Origin of the sequence: Allopusillimonas ginsengisoli (assembly GCF_004153455.1) — a bacterium.
Classification (GTDB): Bacteria; Pseudomonadota; Gammaproteobacteria; order Burkholderiales; family Burkholderiaceae_B; genus Allopusillimonas; species Allopusillimonas ginsengisoli.
In genome coordinates this window covers 158,591-177,002 of the sequence record NZ_SDQE01000001.1, presented here as the reverse complement: position 1 = coordinate 177,002, position 18,412 = coordinate 158,591, and the positions used below count along the sequence as shown (strand labels likewise).

The window sequence follows — 18,412 nt, the reverse complement described above, 5'->3', positions numbered from 1 at the left end:
GGTTTTCGGCACAAGATGGCTGAGCAAAAGCAGAAACTGATACCGCGGGTCAAAACGCGATATAGCATGCAGTTTGTTACATAACAGCGCCAAATATACCCATTTCAGTCACATTTTGTACGATTTCTCTTCTTGTTAGTGGCTAAATAGCGACAGAACTGTATGTAAACGGCACGATGCGTCCTTTTGTAGGCCGCGATGATTCAAAGGTCGTCCTCGTCTACATCGATTTCAGTGTCCGCAAACATTTCGCGCAGTGTGCGCGGCCGGTCTTCGTGCGGAAGATAGGCGGAAATCTCGATCTGGTCATCCGCGCGGCGGCCTTCTGGGGAGAGATAAAACGCGGTCATCCTGCGTTGGCTGGCTTGGCGGGCATGAAGGTTAAGGGGTTTCACATCGCTCTCGTTTCAGGGGGGTATAAATACCGTGGCAGCAGGGCAGTGCCACGGTGTCTGTGCTGGCGGACAGGCGCGCGTTACTTCAGCACGCGCACGCGGTCGACTTCGATCTCGGGTGGTCGCGTCCGCCCAGTGTCAACTTCGCCAACGATTTCTATGTTCGTGTTTTCATCAATGCGTTCTTTGGGGAAGTCGTCGTCATCGATTTCTGCCACGATCTCGCCTGTGCCATCGGAAAAGATGTACTTTTCCTTGCCCGTCTTGCGCAACAGTTTGCCCTGCAGGACCACATTCTGGTCGTCTTTTGGGTTGGCCAGAATCGAGGCCACATCCAGCTTCGACGCTTCAGCCGTGGGGCCTGCATAACCACTGTTTGCGTCGCCTGAAGGCCCAGTGTACTGGGCTGCTGCAGGGGCGGCCACGGCCATGGCGCAAGCGGCCAGCAGTGTGGGAAGAAAATACCTGGAAGTCATACGCTTACCTCGTTGTTTGCCCGGCCAAGGGCGGATTCATGTGCAGTGAGGGTGGTCTCGTGCATGGCAGGCTGGCCATGCGGGCGCCAGGGCGCCAAAATGTGTTTAAGCCAATACAAGCAACCTGCATGCCTGTCAGGGCGCACTGGGCATGAAGGTAGGATGCCAGCGGCCGATGGGCAGCGCCTGCTCGACTGCGTGGGCGAAAGCCAGCAAGGCACGCTCCTGACGATAGCGGCCAATAATCTGGATGCCGATGGGGAGTCCATCGGCTGTCAGACTGCAAGGCATGGACAGCGCAGGGTGTCCCGTGACCGAAATTCGCGAACATGAGCGCATCCAGCAAATATAGTCTGACATCGCGACGCCGGCAATCTGCCGAGGGTATTCCTGGTCCACCGGGAAGGGCGCCACCTGCGAGACGGGCGCGACCAGAAAATCATAGTCCTGCAACAGTGCTTGCATGCGGGTGAACATTCTACCGTGCGCGCGCGAGGCATCGGCCACCTGAGCGCCGGTAAGCGAGAGCCCCAGATCGATGTTCCAACGTACGGTTTCTTTGACACTTTCTCGTTGTTGCGCATTGAGATGGCCATAGTTGGTGGCAAAGGCCAGCGCGCGAAACGTTTCGAATGCCAGATCCGCGCCTTCAAAATCCGGCTCCTTTTCGTCTACGACGCAACCCAGGGCTTGCAGCGCGGCAATACCCTCTTGCAACGCAGCCCGCACCTCAGGCGCAAAGGGCAGGCCACCCAGCGTTGGACTGAGCGCAATACGGTGGCCTCGGGGATAATCGTGGGCCAGAGGAAAGAACGTGCCGGGCTGGCTGTCGAGTGCCAGCGGGTCCTCTGGACAACTGCCCGAAAGGACATCAAGCAGCAAGGCGACATCTGCCACGCAGCGCCCCATGGGGCCCCCGGTTGTGAGCAAGTTGAAAGGGTGGTTGCCCGGCGCCATCGGAACCCGTCCGAGGGAGGGGCGCAGGCCTACCACGTTGCAGAAACTGGCGGGGTTGCGCAGCGAGCCGCCCATGTCCGAGCCGTCTGCGAGAGCGACCATGCCCGAAGCCAGCGCCGCTGCCGCGCCCCCGCTGCTGCCACCTGCTGAGACATCCAGACGATAGGGGTTGCGGGTGATGCCGAACACGTCATTGAAGGTATGCGAGCCGGCGCCGAATTCCGGCATATTGGATTTCCCCACGATGATCGCGCCTGCTGCGCGTTGGCGGGCGACCACTGCGCTGTCTTCGGCGGGAATGAAATCCTTGTGCAGCCGCGAGCCGAACGTGGTACGCAGCCCTTTGGTCAGATAAGAATCCTTGTGGGCAACTGGCAGGCCAAAAAGCGGGCCTGGCTGCTCGCCGCGCGCCAGCCTGATGTCGGCGGCGTTGGCTGCCTCCAGGGCGCGGTCAAGATCCAGGCTGACTAAGGCGTTGATCTTGCCGTTTACTTGCTCGATGCGGTCGGCGTGCGCCTGCATGACTTCACGCACGCTCAGGGTGCGCCGTTTGATGGCTTGTGCAAGCTCGACCGCATTCCAGTAGTAGATGTCGTTCATTGAATCCTTGTAGCATAGAGAGACCGCAATTTGGACCTTGCTAGGGCTTGTCCGGCGTCTTGTAGCCCAGTGATTTCATACCGCTGGCAAGAGTTCGGGCCGACGATGCGTAGTCATCCCAAGGGTCGTTGCCCGTATCCAGTCGCTCATGGATATTGCGTATATGCCAGTGGGCAGAACTGGAGATTTTTTCGACCTCGGCCCAGCGTATGGGGACCGAAACGCCCATGCCTGGGCGACCCCGCAAAGACCATGCAGACACTGTTGTTGCACCAAAGCCGTTGCGCAAGTAATCGATGAATAGCTTTCCGACGCGATTGCGTGGCCCGCTCTTGGCGGAAAATCGCCGGGGCAGCGTCTTGGCCATATGTTGCACCACCGCCTGAGAGAAGCCCTTGACCGTTTCCCAGTCATAGCGCCGCTGTATGGGCACAACCACATGAAGTCCTTTTCCGCCGCTGGTCTTGACAAACGAGACGAGCTCCAACTGTTCCAGAAACGCCCGCAGCACCAATGCGGCTTCCTGTATGGCCGGCCACTCCACGCCTTTGCCGGGATCCAGATCAAAGATCAGGCGGTCGGGCTTGCCGATATTGGTTTTGACGGCATTCCACGTGTGTAATTCGAGCACATTCATTTGCGCGGCTGACAGCAGGCCCTGGGGCGAAGCAATTTCGAGCAGCGGCTCATGTCCCGGATCCAGGCGGGCTGGCAAAGCGCGTACACCTGTCATCCCCGATGCATCCATATGTTTTTGAAAGAACATTTGCCCGCGCACCCCTTCAGGGGCGCGCACGAGCGACACCGGACGGTGCTTCAGGTGCGGCAGCATCAGCGACCCGATCAGCGCGTAATAGCGAACCACTTCTATCTTGGTGACACCGGTCGTTTCGTCCACGATACGCTCCGGGTGCGTGATCTTGAGCTTGCCGAGCAGACTATGCGGCTGGCTGCCGCTCTGCTTGCTGGACACTGACATGCTGGTCTCCCTGACAATGGCTTTGGCCGGTTTATCCGACCTTAACCCATGAAACACGGAATGTCGTATGCGGCCGTCGCGTGTCCACTGTGCAAAAGACACTTCGGCCAAGAGTGCTGGCTTGACCCAATGCGCCTTGCGGTAGCTGCCCGTACTGCCTGAAAACGGTGAATCCGGGCTTGCCAGGGCGTTTAGTTGCTGACGGATCGCGCGCAGGCTGTCGGTATCGAAGCCTGTTCCTACATTGCCAGCATAGCGCAACCTGCCAAGTTCGTCGTGAACGCCTAGCAGCAGGGAACCTATTCCCTCGCGCGTGCCCTGTGGACCGGTGAAGCCGCCGATCACGAATTCCTGCCTGAGACTGCATTTGAGCTTGATCCAGTCCAGGGTACGGCGTGACTGGTAGGTTGCTGTCTTTTTCTTGCCGATAATTCCTTCCAGCCCCATACGGCATGCCGATGCGTAGATGTCCCGGGCCGGTACGTCAAAGGCAGCGCTGAAGCGCACTGTATTTGTTGCTGCGCTGCGTGATTGCAGTACGGCCTCAAGCTGCTGTCGGCGTTCCAGCAGGGAAAGCTGGCGCAGATCCTTGCCGTCGAAATAGGGCAGGTCAAACAGGTAATAAATGACTGCATCGCTGGCCGCTTTGTCAAAAGCGGCCTGTAGCGCCTGGAAATCTGGCAGTCCCTGACTGTCCGGCACGATGATCTCACCGTCGTACCATCCATCCGGCAGCTTCATGCCCGCCAACGCGCGGCAAAGGTCGTTCAGCTTGCCTGTCCAGTCGTTGCCGTTGCGGGTATACAGCCTTGCACTGCCCTTGTGCATGCGGGCGAGTAGGCGGTAGCCATCAAACTTGACTTCATACAGCCAGTTTTCGGAATCGGAGGGCGGCTTGTCGACCAGCGTGGCCAACTGAGGCTTAAGTTTGGCCGGCAGTGCGGCCCGGGGTGTTCCGCGCTTGGAAGGTGTCGCTGAGGTGTGACGGCCGTTTCCGGCGGACGGCGCTGGCGCGAACTGGGCAACGCTGTCGGGCTGTTCATCCACGATGCTGAACTCCCGCTTGGACCGGGCGTGGTCGTCTTTTTCCTTGATCAGCAGCCAAGGATCTGTTTTTCCGGATTTTCCACGCATGCGCACCAGTGCCCAGGTGCCCTGGAGCTTGTGGCCATGCAGCTCAAACACGAGCTTGCCCGCGCGATATCCAGCCCGTGGATTTCCATGGGCCGTCCAGGTGCCTTTATCCCAGATGATTACCTTGCCCGCGCCATATTGCCCGGCGGGAATCTCACCCTCGAACTCGTTATAGGAAACGGGATGGTCTTCGACATGAACCGCCATGCGCTTGTCGGTGGGATCGAGGCTGGGGCCCTTGGGTATCGCCCAACTTTTCATCGTTCCATCGATTTCCAGCCGAAAATCGTAATGCAGCCGCCGTGCCCAATGCTTTTGAATGACAAACATGGGATTGCCCGAACTCGTGCTGCCGCCTTCCGCAGGCTCTGACGTAATCTCGAAATTCCGTTTGGCTTTGTAGCGGGCCAGTGGGTCGGCTTTTGCCATGCAAGCATCCTAGGCAGTCTTGCTGCGGGTGGTCGGCGCTTTCTTGGTCGTTTTTTTTGTGCTGCTTTTGGTATTGCGCCTGCTCTGGCCCAGGCTGCGCTGCAGCAATTCGGTCAGGTCAAGAATCTTGGCGCTGCCCATCGCTGGCTCGTCTTCCTCTGGCTTGGAAACAGACTCCGTATCGCCGGCTTTGATTTTCTCTTTCACCAGTTTCAGAATTTGTTCCTTGAATGAATCAGTGAACTGTTCAGGCTGCCAGGGGCCGCTCATGTCCTTGACCAACTGCTCGCCCATCTTCATTTCCTTTGTGGTCAGACCCGTCGATTTCAGGCCTTCGGCCGGCAGGTTCAACTCATCCCAGGGGCGGATCTCGTCGTCCCAGCGAAGCAGATTGAGAATCAGCGCCGGCCCGCAAGGCATGAGCACCGCGAGGTGCTGCTTGGTCTGGATCACCACTTTCGCAATACCGACTTTGCCGGTCTTGCGCAGCACTTCACGCAGCAATGCGTAGACCTTGTTGCCTTTCCCGATGGGAGACGTGTAGTAGGGACGCTCCAGGTAAACAAAGGGTATATCGCTCACCGAGACAAACGTTTCGATTTCCACCGTTTGCGTTGTCTTGGGATAAGCGGCCGCGATTTCTTCGGGTGGCAGTACGACATATTCTCCTTCCGCATATTGAATGCCTTTGACGATATTGTCGCGGTCAATCTCTTTGCCCGTTTTCTTGTTGACGCGCTTGTAGCCCACCGGATCCATGGTGCGCTTGTCCAGCCAGTCGAAGTCCAGCCCCTCGTCTGCTGTGGCCGAATGAAGTGCAATAGGAATGTGCACCAGCCCAAAAGAAATGGCTCCTTTCCACAAGGCACGCGTGCTGCTTTTTGCCATGGCGCTCACCCTCTTTGCGTAATGCGGCAGGGCCAGCAAGCAGTATGCCTGGGTGAATGTGTATCAAATTGGGAATCGCCTTCGTCGATAAATACTCAATTACCCTAGTGCCGTGTGAAAGAGATAATGAAAATCGTTTACACTTACTGCCGGCTGAATTGGCCTTTTTTTTATACAGCAATGCCGTGTGTATCAGTTATCTGCGGCAGCTTGGGCAGGCGGGCCATTTGTCCGGCGCAGCCCGGGCCACATGACCTCACATGCATGTTGCGTGGGGCGAGCATTTATCGGGGGATAATGAATGCGTAAACTTTTAGCGGCTGGCAGCCTGGCAGCACTGTTGAGTGCCAATGTCTGGGCCGTCGAGCCTAAATCCGTCGTAACGGGTTATGCAGATCTGGCGCTTGCTCAGTACGAAGACGCACTGAGCACTGCGCGCCAGCTTCAGCAGGCTGTCGGCGAATTGCTGGCCAAGCCTTCCGCACAAACGCTGGCCGCGGCGCGTTCAGCCTGGCTCGCCTCGCGCGTGCCCTATCAGCAGACCGAAGCCTATCGCTTCGGCAACCCTATCGTCGATGACTGGGAGGGCAGGGTCAATGCCTGGCCGCTGGATGAGGGCATGATCGATTACGTCGATGCCTCTTACGGTACAGAATCCGATGTCAACGCTTATTATGTTGTGAACGTGATCGCCAATCCCAAGCTGAGTGTTGGGGGCAAAGACGTCGACGCGACGCGTATTACATCCGAGTTGCTGCGTGAGGTGCTGCATGAAGCCGATGGCAACGAGGCCAACGTGGCCACGGGTTACCACGCTGTCGAATTCCTGCTGTGGGGCCAAGACCTCAATGGTAGCGGCCCGGCGCCCGAAGGGCGCACCGGTACGCCACAGGAGCGTCACGCCGGCGACAGGCCACATACGGACTTCGATATCAACAACTGCACGGGCGGCAATTGCGATCGTCGGGCCGAATATCTGCAGGTCGTCACCGACATGCTTGTCGAGGATCTCCAGGAAATGGTCGACCACTGGAAGCCCGATGGCGAGGCACGCCAGTCTGTGCAAGAGGATCCCAGGGCAGGCTTGATTGCAATGCTCACTGGATTGGGCAGCCTTTCATACGGCGAGCTGGCCGGAGAACGCATCAAGCTTGGGCTTATGCTGCACGATCCCGAAGAAGAGCACGACTGCTTTTCCGATAACACGCACAACTCGCATTATTACAACCAGGTCGGCATGATGAATGTCTATCTCGGCGAGTATAAGCGTGTGGATGGTTCCAGCGTCCAGGGCGACAGCCTGTCGGCACTCGTCCAGAAAGCCGACCCGGCGCTCGACAAAGAAATGCGTGCGCGCATGGATGACACGCTCAACGCCATGCAGGCCATGAAAACCCGTGCCGAAACGATCGAAACCTATGATCAGATGATCGGTCAGGGCAATGCCGAAGGCAATGCGGTGGTACAGGCCGTGATCGATGCCCTCGTTGCCCAGACGCGCAGTATCGAGCGCGTCATTGCCAAACTTGATCTGGGGACAGTAGAGCTCGAAGGTTCGGACAGCCTGGATAATCCCAACGCCGTTTTCCAGTAGTGATGCAATGAAGCCAAATGCTGGTCTGGCCGTGCTCAGTCTTGTTCTGGGCGCGGTCTTCGTTTCTACCGCGCTATCCCAATCGGAGCCCGCGGCCCGGGCTGCCGAATTATCCGGGGCGGGGGCCCCGGGCAGCGGCCCGGCTCCTGCCACGGAGCGCGGACCGGCAAGCGAGCGACTGGCAGCGTCTGACGCTGCGCCGGGGCGGGCCGATCTGTCGCCAGAGGATCGCGCCCGAGTGGTTGCCGTTACCGAGCCCACCCAGGATTTTTCGACTGCTGAGCCTTACGAAGTCATGCAAGGCGGCGCGGGCACGGTATCCAAGCTGGTCAATCGTGATATTTTTTCGCACCCGGCTGCCAATCTTGATTTTGAAGGCCGGCAGGCCTTTATGGTTGGCAATGGCCTGTTTCGCAAAGACTGGGTGTCTTCTCCCTCGTCAACACAGGCCTCTGATGGCCTGGGTCCGCTCTTCAATGCGCGGTCCTGTCAGGCCTGTCACGTGAAAGATGGCCGCGGTACTGTTCCGGGTTTCGATCCCGAGGCACAAGCCGACGCTGTGGCGTTGCTGGTTCGCCTTTCGCTGCCCGAGAGCGACGCTGACGCCCGCCGCCGCCTGGGGCAGGGCGAGGTCGTCACATTGCCAGATCCTGTTTATGGGCATCAATTGCAGCCATTCGCAGTGCCGGGCATGGTCGCCGAGGGTCAGGTTCGCATCGACTACACCGAGGTGCCTGTTGCGTTGAACGGCGGCGAAACCGCCGTGTTGATGGCGCCTGCTTACTCCGTAGAAAACCTCGGGTATGGGCCGCTTCATCCTGATACACGGCTCTCGCCACGTTTGGCGCCGCCCATGCTTGGGCTTGGCCTGCTGGAGGCCATCCACGAAGACGACATTCTCGCGAATGCCGCGCGCGATCCCGGAGACGGGGTATCGGGCCGGCCCAACTGGTTGAAGGATCCCGTCACCGGCGAGCGGGTGCTGGGCCGCTTCAACTGGAAGGCGGGGCAGCCTACGGTGGAAAGGCAGTCCGCCAACGCTTTTTCAGGTGACATGGGTTTGTCCAGCCCTTTGTTCCCGGATCACAATGGCGATTGCACCCAGGCCCAGACCGCTTGCGCAGATATGCCGCACGGCGCCCAGGCGCATCTGGGTGCGCACGAAGTGCCCGGCCGGCTTATGGACTTTGTTACCACCTATTCGCTCAATCTGGCTCTGCCGCAACGCCGCGAGGTCGACGATGCGCGTGTGCTTGCCGGCAAGCAATTGTTCTATGCGTCAAACTGCATCGCCTGCCATGTTCCCAAGTATGTCACGCGCCGCGATGCGGACAGGCCCGAACATCGTTTTCAGCTGATCTGGCCCTATACAGACTTGCTGTTGCACGACATGGGGCCTGGGCTGGCTGATGGCCAGGATGAGGGCGATGCCAGCGGGCGAGAGTGGCGTACGCCGCCGCTGTGGGGCATAGGGCTGACCCATACTGTCAATCCCAATGCCACCTGGTTGCACGATGGCCGCGCCCGCAGCCTGCTGGAAGCCATACTTTGGCATGGCGGCGAAGCCCAGGCGGCACGCGACCGTGTTGTTGCCATGACGCCAGAACAGCGGGCGGACCTGATCCGATTCCTGGAATCTTTGTAAGCGGCGCAAGGCGGGCAATGTTTAGCTTCTGGCGCCCTGACATCGTTCGCCAGGGTGCTTCGCCAAAACCATGAAGATTGCTGCATGGCAATCAGGAAGCCACGCCATGTAGAACACGTAGAACGTTTGGTATTGAATACAAAGGATGCTTAATCCATGAAACCCGCTTTCTGGCGATATTTTTCGATTGCCGCAGCGTTGACTGTCATGCCCAACGCTGCGCTTGCAGGCGAACTGTCTGATGCGCTAGGCGCCAATCTTGTCCGAGGGTATATCGCGCCTGCTACCGCGCAATTTCAGCAGGCGGCCTCGGAAATGGAGGCCGGGCTGGCGCAATTCTGTACTGCCAGCACAGCAGATTCGTCCGCTGGCGCTGTCGCAGCGCGTGACGCAGGCAAACCAGGCCGCGTCGCCCAAGAAAAACCTGGAAAAGCGGGTCTGTCGGGCAGCGTTCCGGTTACAGGCGCGCAGTCCGATCTGGGCGATGCAGATGCGCTCGATCACAGGTTTGCGGCATTGGTTCGCGCTTGGGCGGGCATAGAGTTTCTACGTTTTGGCCCTTTGATTGAGGACAACCGCTTTGAGCGGATCTTCTTCTGGCCCGATCCTCGCGGCATTATGTTGCGACAGATTCAGGCCTTGCTTGCGCAGACCGCCACCGTCAGTCCCGACCCGAGTGCAACGGGCGCCTCCACTGCGCATCACGCACGCAACCAGGACAGCTCCGGGGTCGGCGCGACGGCAGGGCTTGATGCCCAGACGCTGGCCACGCATAGCGTCGCGGTTCAGGGGTTGCCCGCGCTTGAATATATGTTGTACCGGGACAAGGGCTTGCTCAAGGCAGATGCGCCGCAAGAGCCAAGCTTTGCAGCGAATTGCGCCTATGCCCTCGCCATTGCTGGAAATCTGTCCAATATAGGAAAAGATATTGCAATGGCCTGGCGCGACCAGGGCGTGCAGACGCACCAGGAAAAAAACGCGGGCCTACCTTCGTCAGTGGCGCATGCAGGCCAGTATGCGGAATATTTTTCTCACCCCGCGTCCACAAACCCGGTATACCGCAGTACGCAGGAAATCGCCGCTGAAGCCATCAAGGCCATTTCCACGGGGCTGCAGTTTGCCAGGGATATCAAGATCCTGCCTATGCTGGGCAAAGACGCAGACGCCGCCAACGAAAAGAAGGCACCTTTCTGGCGCAGTGGCCTGTTTGCGCAGGCAATGGCTGCTTCAGCGAACGGATTAAGCCATTTTCTGGGCGCGGGGCAATGGCAGTATGGGCAGGATGAAGCCTGGATAGGGCAGAGCCTCGAGAGCGAGCTGGACCGTGCGCACAGCCTCTTTGAGGCCATGTCGCGTGACCTGGCGCGCCAGGTGCGCGAGGCTGACGGCTATCGCCAACTGACGCTGGCAGCGCTGCTATTGCAAAACAGCAAAAACATTGTGGACCAAAACATGGCACCGGCTTTTGGCGCGAGGATAGGATTCAATGCACTCGATGGAGATTGATCGCCGTCGCTTCATGGCTCTTGTAGCCGCCTGCGGCGCCGCAGCGGTGTGCCCGTCCGCCCGGGCGGGGACTCCCCCGGCGCCAGGGCAGGGAGTGGCCGGCATGCGTCATGGCGGCTTGCAGGATAGTGGTGCAGTGGCAACCCAGGCGTCTGAATCCGTTGGCGATGTGCTGTATCTGGCGGCCCGTAAACAGGCCAGTCGCTACGAGGCCGCACTGTTTGATGAGCGCGGCCATGCGCATCTTGTTGTACCCATGCCCGCAAGAGGCCACAGCTTTGCCATTGACGCGCCGCGTTCACGAGCAGTGGTGTTTGGTCGCCAACCTGGCTTTTTTGCCATTGCATTTCATTTTGAAGACCAGACGCAACCTCAGCCATTGCCGATGACGCCGGAAAGGCATTTCTTTGGGCATGGCGTTTTTTCGCCGGATGGCAAGCTGCTGATTGCCACAGAAAACGATTATGAAGGCGGGCGAGGCGTGCTGGGGGTTTACGATGCCAGCGAAGGCGGCGGCTACCGGCGCATTGGCGAGTTCCCGACGGGGGGGATCGGTCCGCACGAAGTTATCCTGATGCCAGATGGCCATACGCTGTGCGTGGCCAATGGCGGTATCCTGACGCATCCCGACTATGGCAAGCTTGCGCTGAACGCGCATGACATGGATCCTTCCGTCGCTTATATTGACATCCGCACGGGGGATCTCATCGAGCAGGTCAGCCTGGCGCCAGCACTCCACAAGCTCTCCATACGCCATATGGTGCTTGATGGCGCCGGTGCTGTCTGGTTCGGCTGCCAGCACACCGGCCCCGCGCAGGAGCGTCCGCCACTGGTAGGACGCCACCGTCGCGGCGAAGCGCTGGCAATGTACAGTGGGCCGGATTCGGTTTTGCATGGCATGAAGAACTACGTAGGCTCGCTGGCCTGCGACGCTACCGGCACCCGGATCGCCACCTCCAGCCCCGTGGGTGGGTGTGTGGTGGTGTGGGATGCGGCAAGCGGGGATTGCCTGGGCAGCACGCCCGTTTTTGATGGCTGCGGCGTCGCCCCCCGGCAATCCAGTGGTTTTCTTGTCAGTAGCGGACAAGGACAGCTGGCTGGACTGCGTACAGGAGAGCCGCTGCAACCGCTGTTGGCGCCCGAGGCTGGATTGGCTTGGGATAACCATATGCGCAAGATCTAGCCATATGCGCAAGATCTAGCGACTGTTATAGAACACCTGCGGTGATGAGGGCTGCGGCAAAGGCTGTTACGATGGCGACAGGCGCTGCGGGAGGCATGATTTCACACGCCCCGCATCGTCCCCGTCGGTACTCCGCGCTGCATAAAGAGAGGGCTGGCGCGCCTGGCTGGGCCCGGGTCGCACTCAAGGAGCCAGAGAACGTAAATCCTTGAAAATTCAGACCGTTTACGGGTTTTTGGGCCTGCCCATAAACTTTCAATAAAAACAATAGACTGCGGCCTTTACTTAAAAAACAACTCAGGAAAATCGCAGGCCTTGAATGTGGCGTAATCGCCACGGAAAAATACGGGTAACTACCTATGATTTTCGCCTGAAAACCTGGTTTTGTTGTTTTAAGCCAACGCGCATGACGAAAAACAGAGGTTTTACCAACACGGCAATAGCCATGCGGCCCGAATTTTGATGCAATAGCAGCAACTTCCCATCGCGGAGTTAGAAAGGGCAGCAGCACAGTTAGGTAGTCGCTGCTCTAGTTACTCAAATCTACGGAGATTTCTTACATGAAAAAGACTCTGCTCGCTGCTGCTCTTATCGCTGGTTTCGCTGGCGTTGCTCAAGCAGAAACGTCGGTTACCCTGTACGGTATCCTGGACGGTGGTATCGGTTATCAAAAAGTTGACGGCAAAGTCGACGGCGTAGACTACGAAGCCAAGAAACTCGGCGGCATTAACGGTGTTCAGTCCGGCAACCGTTGGGGCCTTAAGGGTTCCGAAGATCTGGGTGATGGCCTGCGCGCTATTTTCCAACTGGAAAGCGGCTTTGACCTTGGTACTGCCAACAGCGCTCAAGGTGGCCGTCTGTTCGGTCGTCAAGCCACGCTGGGCCTGGCTGGCGATGCTTGGGGTGAACTGACTGGTGGTCGTCAAACCAACATCGGCTCCAAATACCTGCCCGGTATCGTTGATCCGTTCGGTGGTGGTTTCGGCCAAGCCAACGTTGGTACGTCGTTCAGCGCTGCTAACACCATGCGTTGGGATAACACGGTCATGTACCAAACCCCCAATTTCTCGGGCTTCCAGTTTGGCGTTGGCTACTCGTTCAACGTTAACGGTGGCGAAGGCTGGGATGTTGACTTCGCTGGTCAACCCAACCCCAAGGATTCCAACGGCAAGGGTATTACTGCCGGTCTGCGCTATGCTAACGGCCCCATCGGTGTCGTAGCTACGTATGATCAAATCAAGATCAACGAAGACGATTCCAACTTCAAGCAGTGGTCGCTTGGTGGTGCGTACGACTTCGAAGTCGTCAAGGCATCGCTGGCTTTCGGCCAAACGCGTGACGGCTGGTTCCAGGGCACTAACTTCGGTCCTGACCTGGGTACCGGCACCTTCATCGGCGCTGAAGGCCTGAAGGTTAACTCCTACCTGGTTGGCCTGAGCGCTCCTGTCGGCAACGGCAAGATCCTGGCTTCCTGGCAAATGGCTGATCCTACCAGCACACCTGACGGTTTCGTCGGCGATCTGGATTCCCAGCAAGTCTACAGCTTGGGCTACACCTACAACCTGTCCAAGCGCACCAACGTGTACGCAATCGGTTCGTATGCCAAGCACGCTCTGTTCCAAGACGACCTGGACTCCACCCTGGTTGGTGTTGGTCTGCGTCACCAGTTCTAATCGGTACGCATAGCACGTCTATGCACCGAGACAACCCGGCCTGCCGGGTTGTCCAGAACAGCAGCAAAAAAATAGCCACCCTTCGGGGTGGCTATTTTTATTACAACAGGGATTTGCCGTAATCAAGAACCTGGTCGCAGACTTTTTCGGTAAGCTGTTTTTTAAGCCCGTCTCCGCTCAGATCGACTTGTTGGTCGCTGTCACCGCCCAGGATACCTGCCACACCCTGCTGGTAGCCAGGATCGGACTGCGCTGACTGAGTGCCACCGAGTTGGTTTAACAGCTTGTCTTTGACGCCTTCCGCATCGCTCCCAAGATAATTATTCTTTGCGCAGTAGCTGAGTACCCCCGTCAGGTTGCCGGTGCCCACCGAACCCAGCGAGGGGATCGATAGTCCGCCAGCACTCCCCAAGCCGCCCAACAGCCCGCCAGAGGCAGGTTCGGACGCCGATTGGTTGCTGCCCAGTGCTCCCTTGACTGAATCGAGCAGTTGGGCCTGCGAGGCGCCCGCAAGGCCAATCAAGACGGTTGCAGAAAAATAGGCGATGCGGCGTGTCGTGGTTTGCTTCATTGAGGCTCCGATACAAGTGTTGAAAAGATCAGACGGGACAAGTATAGGCGGGACTCAAGTAACAATCGTTTTCAGGAAGGCCTGATGATTTTTCCGGAAGAAGGCAAAGGCCAATTGATGGGATGGGACTGCATGACAAATGACACCTCGCGTACCAGCGGCAGGAAGCCATGGAACAGGGCCTGCTCGGAATAGCTGCCATTTTGTTTGCCCAGTGTTTGCAATATGCTTTTCACGCCGGGCACGAGCGGTGGCAGTGGAAAGCGTAGACGCAGTGTCAGCATGTTTGCTTCATAGATTGTTTGGTTGGAGACGGGGCCCAGGCCATCGGCCCAGCCATTGCGCTGATAGCGTGCATGCTGTTCGGCAAGATAATGGTTGTTAATGATATCGAAACGGACGTCCGGCCTGGCGCGCAGCCGGCGGTCGCCAAAATCCAGAAAGGCGCCGGGGGTTGGCGACAGGATTTCGATGTGCCAGGAAATCGCTCCGGAGGCGCCTGGCAATCTGCGCTTTGAGCCGGGGTTTAGCGCGTTAAGGCTCTGCTCGAATGCGGATTGGATGATGTCTGGGTGGCCATGGGCCACAATGGCCGCACGCCCTGCCTGCTGCAGCGCGACGCTGAGCATATGATTGGTGGAAAACCAGCGTGCGGTTTCAAATGCGGCAAGGCCCAGGAAAAAAATAGGTATCGCAACAATCGTGAATTCTGCGATACCCGTACCCGACTGACTATCGGGTTTGTGGCTGGGCGTAGGCGGCGTTGCGCGAACAGCATTGGCGATGTGCGTGGGCCCGGTCGTGATGGACGGGACCGCAAGCAAGGGAGGAGTGGACGCAGCGGGTGGACGACGCATGCAACGAGTGTGCCGCCAATCGTTTTATGCGTCGATTGTGGACAATACGGCAGATCGCATTGTCCACGGACGGCGTCAATGCAAGGACTGGTCGGAATCGTGTACCGCACCGGTTCGGTCGACAAACAGTCCTGTGCAATCTATGGCGTCGAATTCATACGGCTTGCCACAGAAGTTGCATGTGATATGAACTTGACCATGCTCTTTGAGGATGTCGTCGATTTCTTGCTGGCCCAGTGAGCGCAGCATTTCTGCGACCCGTTCGCGTGTGCAGGGGCAGTGCCAGCGCACGGGCTGGGGTTCAAAGGCGGCAAGCTCCTCTTGCCAAAACAGGCGGTGTATGACTGTATCGGTGTCAAGCTGCAGCAGCTCCTCCGGTTTGATGGTGGCCGCCAACTGGGTAATCCGAGCCCAGGTTTCGTCTGGCGAGCTTTCGGCATCGGTATGCCCCCCGTGATCCGGCAAGCGCTGTAGCAGCAATCCTGCGCTATGTGTGCTGTCGGAAGCCAGCCACAGGCGGGTGTCCAGCTGTTCGGAATCGCGCATATAGCTTTGCAGGGCGCTCGCCACGGTGTCGCCTTCGATCGGTACGACGCCCTGATAGGGAGAGGTGCCGGGCGCGCGGTTGGCTGCATCCAGGACAACAATAAATCTGCCCTGGCCATTGGCGTTCAACAAGGATTGCAGCGTACCCTCTGAAGGGATCTCCTGCCCGTCGCGCAGGGTGGCAGTAGCGCGTAGGCTGAGGTCGGCGTTGCATTCGACCACAATTAAGGCAATCGGCCCGTCGCCTTGCAACTGCAGAACCAGGGAGCCGTCGAACTTGATGTTGGAGGCCAGTAGCACGGCTGCGGACACAAGCTCGCCCAACAAGCGTTGCACACAGTCAGGGAAATGCTGGTGGGCCAGGCCTGTTTGCCAGGATTCGGTCAGGCGCGTGGCCTGAATACGCGCACTGTTGTCGCGTGTCAGGTATTTTTTGAATAAATCGCTCATCGGGCGATTTTAGCGCATCGACCGTCACGCAATGGGCAGAGGTCCGGCGTCGGCAGGTCGCCGATGCGCTTCTCCTGTGTCCCGCGCGAAAATAGATATCAATGCGTCCGCTTCCAAGCGCCGATTGTTGAGCCCGGCGTCTGGACGTTGCCTGGGGCGGGCTATCTGTCGCCGCGATGGGTTCGTTGTTGTTCGCGTGCCCGCAGGACGCTGCGCCGCAATTTTCCGCTGCTGGTCATCGGCAGACTGTCGACGAACTCGATTTCTCGAGGTGTCTGGTAGGCAGCGAGGCGATGCCGCACATATTCCTGAAGCTCTGCCTGGAGCAGGCTGGCGTCGTGCAGGCGTGCGTTGGGCGCCAGGACAACATACGCCTTGACCAGCGCCCCCCGGGTTGCATCGGGTTTAGGTACGACGGCAGCGCCTTCTACCGCGGTATGCGCCATCAGGCAATCCTCGATCTCGCCAGGGCCGATCCGATAGCCCGAGCTTTTGAATACATCGTCGCTGCGGCCCGCATGCCAGTAATAGCCTTCCGGGTCCACCGAAGCTAGGTCGCCAGTCATGTACCAATCGCCATTGAATCTGGCCTGGGTGGCGTCGTCGTTCTGCCAGTACCGCAAGAACAGGGAGGGATCCGGGTGCCCATGAATATCCTGCCGGTTAACGGCGATTTCGCCGACTGTGCCAGCCCGGCAGGGCTTGCCTCGGGAATCCAGCACCGCCACGCGATGGCCAGGGTAAGGTTTGCCCATGCTGCCCGCACGCGCAGACCACTTGCGATAGCTGTTGCCGATGACGTGGCTGGTTTCGGCCTGACCATACATTTCGTTCAAGGAAATGCCCAGTGTTCTCTGGCACCAATCGAAGGCGGCCGTGCCGACAGGCTCTCCCGCGCTGGCTATGGCTCGCAATGCCAACGGCGTGGACATTTCCAGCGAAGGGTAGTCCTGCATCATTTTGTGCAGCATTGTCGGCGGAACAAACATATTGCTGATGCGATAGCGTGCCAGTATTTCAAATGACCTTGCCGATGAAAAATGCCCCAGCGTGCCCACGATCGCCTGACCGAAATAAAGCGTGGGCAGCAGCGCGTTCATCAGGCCGCTGCTCCAAGACCAGTCTGCCGGCGTCCAGAATACATCGCCTTTTTGAGGAAACCAGTTCTGCGAAGCCACGAAGCCGGGTAGGGCGCCTATAAGCGAGGCGTGGGAGAGCACCACACCCTTGGGCGCGCCCGTGGCGCCGGAGGTATAAAGCAGCAGGGCGGGGCTGTTGGATCGGGTGGCAAGCTCTTTGAAAACACCAGGCTGGCGGGCAAGCAGCGTGCGCCAGGTGATCACGGCGTCGTGGTCGAAGTCGATGGAGATGATTTGCGACAGTGCGGGGCAGCGAGCCTGCGCCTGGACGACATCGGGGCCGGAGCGATCATCGATGATCGCGACCCGTGACCCGGCATCCTGCAGCCGGGTTGCCAGACTATCAACACCCAAAACCGGTGACAGAGGCAGGGCAATGGCGCCAACGCTGAATATGGCGATGTAGGCCGCTACGGCTTCGGGCCGTTGCCCCAGCACCACAGCCACGCGGTCGCCAGGAAGCACGCCCATTTTGATGAAACCGTTGGCGAGCTTACGCGCGGTATCGGCTAGCCGGGTATAGGTCCAGACCTCACGCCTGCCGGCCTCGTCCTCGTGGTAAATGGCAATACGCCGCCCTTCAAGCGTGTTTTCCGCCCAGCGATACGCGCACGCTTGTGCGATATTGAATTGCGAGGGAATTAACCACTGGAAAGACTGGTAAAGCTCCGGATATTGATCGTTCATTATCGTATGGTTTCAACGGGCCTCGGTTGGGCGCTACCAAGTTACCCGAAGCATGAACGACAAGCAGATTCTGTGCAATCCCTATGGTTCAGAAAGAGAATGACACTAGGGTTTATACGGGTGCCGACGGGCGCCGCTGCACACTGACCAGTCGGGTGCCCAGGACACGATCGTGCAGGAACTGACCGTCCCGATCGAACCAGGCCCAGATGAACCCTGCAAAAGGCGCGAAGACAATAAAAAGATCGGTTGAACTGTAACCCGTGAACTGGGATAGCCGCAGGACGGCGAGCGCCGCAAGTAGAGGCATGATCCAGGCCAGGACGTAGCGCAAAAACAGTTTGGTCATCGAGGGTTGACCGCCTTTGATATCCATCAGACGGATATGCCAGGTTTTCATGGGCAGTGTTTGGCCTTTTAGCCGCCAGCAGGTAATGAAATAGATGCCGATGGCCACAAACACGACAGCTTGCCGGGCATGTCGCAGCATCATGCCGCTACGGCTTTGTGTAAGCGTGTCGAAGAGATAGCTGGCCAGAAAGATAACGCCGAACAGCAGAACGCCTTCGTACATCATGCAGGCAAAGCGCCGGCGACGGCTGACGAGTGACAAGGGGGATTCAGAATTTTGTTGCATTGCAAGAGAGCGTCAAGAGAGTGACCGCTATTATGCTGCAAATCGTCCAGTCAACAAAAAGCCGCC

Annotated in this window: 16 protein-coding genes; 5 read left to right on the top strand and 11 right to left on the bottom strand. The window is 58.5% G+C overall.

Going from position 1 to position 18,412, the window contains the following annotated elements; all coding sequences use genetic code 11:
- Positions 1-203: 203 nt before the first annotated feature.
- From ERE07_RS00905 to ku, 5 genes are all read right to left on the bottom strand, one after another.
- Entirely contained in the window at positions 204-395 is a 192-nt protein-coding gene (locus ERE07_RS00905; protein WP_130007002.1) for a hypothetical protein, read from the bottom strand.
- 80 nt (positions 396-475) lie between these two features.
- Positions 476-871 carry a YgiW/YdeI family stress tolerance OB fold protein gene (locus ERE07_RS00900; protein WP_130007001.1) on the bottom strand — a complete coding sequence of 132 codons (396 nt, stop codon included), beginning with the start codon at positions 869-871 and terminating at the stop codon, positions 476-478.
- Positions 872-1,006: 135 nt separating this feature from the next.
- Entirely contained in the window at positions 1,007-2,428 is a 1,422-nt protein-coding gene (locus ERE07_RS00895; protein ID WP_130007000.1) for an amidase, read from the bottom strand.
- A gap of 40 nt (positions 2,429-2,468) precedes the next feature.
- Positions 2,469-4,970 (bottom strand): DNA ligase D, encoded by a 2,502-nt coding sequence (gene ligD, locus ERE07_RS00890; protein WP_130006999.1) that lies wholly within the window; start codon positions 4,968-4,970, stop codon positions 2,469-2,471.
- A 9-nt stretch (positions 4,971-4,979) separates the two neighbouring features.
- On the bottom strand, positions 4,980-5,858 hold the full coding sequence (gene ku / locus ERE07_RS00885) for a non-homologous end joining protein Ku (RefSeq protein ID WP_130006998.1): 879 nt from the start codon (positions 5,856-5,858) through the stop codon (positions 4,980-4,982).
- A gap of 301 nt (positions 5,859-6,159) precedes the next feature.
- Between ku and ERE07_RS00880 the strand changes: the two genes are divergently transcribed.
- The 4 genes from ERE07_RS00880 (at position 6,160) to ERE07_RS00865 (ending at position 11,786) form a co-directional block, all read left to right on the top strand.
- A complete protein-coding gene (locus ERE07_RS00880) occupies positions 6,160-7,452 on the top strand; it encodes an imelysin family protein (RefSeq protein ID WP_130006997.1) in 1,293 nt (430 codons plus the stop codon).
- A 238-nt stretch (positions 7,453-7,690) separates the two neighbouring features.
- On the top strand, positions 7,691-9,097 hold the full coding sequence (locus ERE07_RS00875; RefSeq protein WP_425330951.1) for a di-heme oxidoreductase family protein: 1,407 nt from the start codon (positions 7,691-7,693) through the stop codon (positions 9,095-9,097).
- Positions 9,098-9,253: 156 nt separating this feature from the next.
- On the top strand, positions 9,254-10,603 hold the full coding sequence (locus ERE07_RS00870; protein WP_130006995.1) for an imelysin family protein: 1,350 nt from the start codon (positions 9,254-9,256) through the stop codon (positions 10,601-10,603).
- Complete coding sequence (locus ERE07_RS00865; RefSeq protein WP_425330950.1) at positions 10,593-11,786, top strand: DUF1513 domain-containing protein; 1,194 nt, start codon at positions 10,593-10,595, stop codon at positions 11,784-11,786. The genes ERE07_RS00870 and ERE07_RS00865 overlap by 11 nt, the downstream gene beginning before the upstream one ends.
- Before the next feature lie 25 nt (positions 11,787-11,811).
- Here ERE07_RS00865 and ERE07_RS00860 read toward each other — a convergent pair whose 3' ends face one another.
- Positions 11,812-12,297: a hypothetical protein gene (locus ERE07_RS00860; RefSeq protein ID WP_130006993.1), complete on the bottom strand. Its 486-nt coding sequence runs from the start codon at positions 12,295-12,297 to the stop codon at positions 11,812-11,814.
- A 49-nt stretch (positions 12,298-12,346) separates the two neighbouring features.
- Between ERE07_RS00860 and ERE07_RS00855 the strand changes: the two genes are divergently transcribed.
- A complete protein-coding gene (locus tag ERE07_RS00855) occupies positions 12,347-13,459 on the top strand; it encodes a porin (protein ID WP_130006992.1) in 1,113 nt (370 codons plus the stop codon).
- Between the two features lie 100 nt (positions 13,460-13,559).
- On the opposite strand, the gene ERE07_RS00850 is transcribed toward ERE07_RS00855, so the two are convergent.
- The 5 genes from ERE07_RS00850 to ERE07_RS00830 all read right to left on the bottom strand — a co-directional run bounded on the left by ERE07_RS00850 (position 13,560) and on the right by ERE07_RS00830 (position 18,346).
- Complete coding sequence (locus ERE07_RS00850; protein ID WP_130006991.1) at positions 13,560-14,030, bottom strand: DUF2501 domain-containing protein; 471 nt, start codon at positions 14,028-14,030, stop codon at positions 13,560-13,562.
- 71 nt (positions 14,031-14,101) lie between these two features.
- Positions 14,102-14,887 carry a TadE/TadG family type IV pilus assembly protein gene (locus tag ERE07_RS00845; protein ID WP_130006990.1) on the bottom strand — a complete coding sequence of 262 codons (786 nt, stop codon included), beginning with the start codon at positions 14,885-14,887 and terminating at the stop codon, positions 14,102-14,104.
- A 75-nt stretch (positions 14,888-14,962) separates the two neighbouring features.
- Positions 14,963-15,883, bottom strand: coding sequence for an Hsp33 family molecular chaperone HslO (hslO, locus tag ERE07_RS00840; RefSeq protein ID WP_130006989.1), 921 nt, complete (start codon positions 15,881-15,883; stop codon positions 14,963-14,965).
- A 161-nt stretch (positions 15,884-16,044) separates the two neighbouring features.
- Positions 16,045-17,709: an acetate--CoA ligase gene (locus ERE07_RS00835; protein WP_130006988.1), complete on the bottom strand. Its 1,665-nt coding sequence runs from the start codon at positions 17,707-17,709 to the stop codon at positions 16,045-16,047.
- 112 nt (positions 17,710-17,821) lie between these two features.
- On the bottom strand, positions 17,822-18,346 hold the full coding sequence (locus tag ERE07_RS00830; RefSeq protein ID WP_130006987.1) for an RDD family protein: 525 nt from the start codon (positions 18,344-18,346) through the stop codon (positions 17,822-17,824).
- Positions 18,347-18,412: the final 66 nt, after the last annotated feature.